Origin of the sequence: Pseudomonas sp. (assembly GCF_049645325.1) — a bacterium.
Classification (GTDB): domain Bacteria; phylum Pseudomonadota; class Gammaproteobacteria; order Pseudomonadales; family Pseudomonadaceae; genus Aquipseudomonas.
On the sequence record NZ_JBARTQ010000596.1, the window covers coordinates 1 to 1,912 of the forward strand.

Annotated in this window: 2 protein-coding genes; both read left to right on the forward strand. The window is 62.8% G+C overall.

What is annotated here, in order from left to right:
• Positions 1-308: 308 nt before the first annotated feature.
• Positions 309-1,064, forward strand: coding sequence for an L-ornithine N(alpha)-acyltransferase (olsB, locus tag WBB95_RS24995; protein WP_049709576.1), 756 nt, complete (start codon positions 309-311; stop codon positions 1,062-1,064).
• The gene (locus WBB95_RS25000) at positions 1,064-1,855 is read left to right on the forward strand and encodes a lysophospholipid acyltransferase family protein (protein WP_424490003.1); all 792 of its coding nucleotides are present in this window, start codon (positions 1,064-1,066) and stop codon (positions 1,853-1,855) included. Before olsB ends, WBB95_RS25000 begins: the two co-directional genes overlap by 1 nt.
• Positions 1,856-1,912: the final 57 nt, after the last annotated feature.

A 1,912-nucleotide genomic window follows, 5' to 3' on the forward strand; every position in this document is an offset into this window, starting at 1 on the left:
GCCCCGCGCCATGGATGGCGCGTGGCGGCGGCCCACGGATTCAAGCCTGCGTGCGGGCATGCCGAGCCTAGGCGAGGCACCGAGTGGAGGGGCAAGAGCCCTTTGCTTACTTTGGGGCTTTTCCAAAGTGAGTCGCCGTAAGGGCGAAACCCTAATAAGCCATCACCCAAACAACGGATATGCCCCCAAAAAAGCCCTGTCACCCAACCGTCACCATAACTTCATGGCGCTGACACCGAGCCTACATAGCCTGACTCTGGACAAACAAGTCGACCGGCCGGTACGTGGCCGGCACTCGGAGACTCGCCATGACTCAGATCGCCCGCATCAGCGACACCGGCAATGAACGCCGTCTGCAAGCCGAACGCCTGATTGGCGCGCAAGCTCTGCAGGAAGCCCAGGCCCTGCGGTTCAACGTGTTCAGCGGCGAGTTCAACGCCAAGCTGAAAGGCGCAGAACTGGGCCTGGACATGGATGACTATGATGTCCACTGCAGCCACATCGGCGTGCGGGATTTGAACAGCGGTCGACTGGTCGCCACCACCCGTTTGCTCGACCACCAGGCTGCCAGCACCCTGGGCCGGTTCTACAGCGAAGAAGAATTCAGCCTGCACGGTTTGCTGCACCTGCAAGGCCCGATCCTGGAAATCGGCCGCACCTGTGTCGACCCGGCCTACCGCAACGGCGGCACCATCGCCGTGTTGTGGGGCGAGCTGGCCGAAGTCCTCAACCAAGGCGGCTACAGCTATTTGATGGGCTGCGCGAGCATCCCGATGCACGACGGCGGCATCCAGGCCCACGCGATCATGCAGCGCCTGCGCGAACGCTACCTGTGCAACGAACACCTGCGCGCCGAACCGAAAAAACCCCTGCCGGCGCTGGACCTGCCGTCCAACGTCATCGCCGAAATGCCGCCCTTGCTCAAAGCCTATATGCGCCTCGGCGCGAAGATCTGCGGCGAACCGTGCTGGGATGAAGACTTCCAGGTCGCCGACGTGTTTATCCTGCTCAAGCGCGACGAGCTGTGCCCGCGTTACGCCCGCCACTTCAAGGCGGCCATGTGATGAGCCGCCTGCGGGTGTACGGGCGCATTGCCCGCGTGCTGTTGGTGGTGGCGCTGGGCTTGAGCATGGCCAGTGTGTTCGGGGTGTTTGAGCGAATGGGCGTGGCCAACTCGATGGTGCGACGCCAGCGCTGGTCGCGGTTTTTCATGGCGCGGCTGACCCATGCCCTGCCCTTTCGCGTGACGGTGCACGGCGAGTTGCCGACGCAGCCGATGCTGTGGGTGAGCAATCACGTGTCCTGGACCGACATTCCGCTGCTGGGCGCGGTGGCGCCGATGTCGTTTCTGTCCAAGGCTGAAGTGCGCACCTGGCCGGTCGCCGGCTGGTTGGCGGCCAAGGCCGGCAGTTTGTTTATCCGCCGTGGCTCGGGTGACAGCCAGTTGATCCGCAAACAAATGACCCGCCACCTTGAACAACAGCACCCGCTGCTGATGTTCCCGGAAGGCACCACCACCGATGGGCGCAGCCTGCGTACGTTTCACGGCCGCTTGCTGGCCAGTGCGATCGATGCCGACGTGTCATTGCAACCGGTGGCGATTCGTTATCTGCGGGATGGGCAAGTGGACCCGCTGGCACCGTTTATTGGCGATGATGATTTGCTCTCGCACCTGATGCGCCTGTTTGGCAATGATCAGGGCGACGTGGAGATTCATGTGCTCAAGCCGATTGCCTGTGCGGGGCAGGAACGCGCGGCGCTGGCGTACCAGGCGCAGCAGGCGGTGCAGAAGGCGTTGTTTGGGCCGTTGCCGGAAGCAGAACAGGTAGATGCACGGCCGGCATTCGCCGCTTGAATTAAGTGAACACCGATCAAAATGTGGGAGCTGGCTTGCCTGCGATAGCGGTGGGTC

Bases quoted from the DNA above. Each gene is read 5' to 3' on its own strand.
- olsB (WP_049709576.1), top strand. From the start codon at position 309: ATGACTCAGATCGCCCGCATCAGCGACACCGGCAATGAACGCCGTCTG.
- WBB95_RS25000 (WP_424490003.1), top strand. From the start codon at position 1,064: ATGAGCCGCCTGCGGGTGTACGGGCGCATTGCCCGCGTGCTGTTGGTG.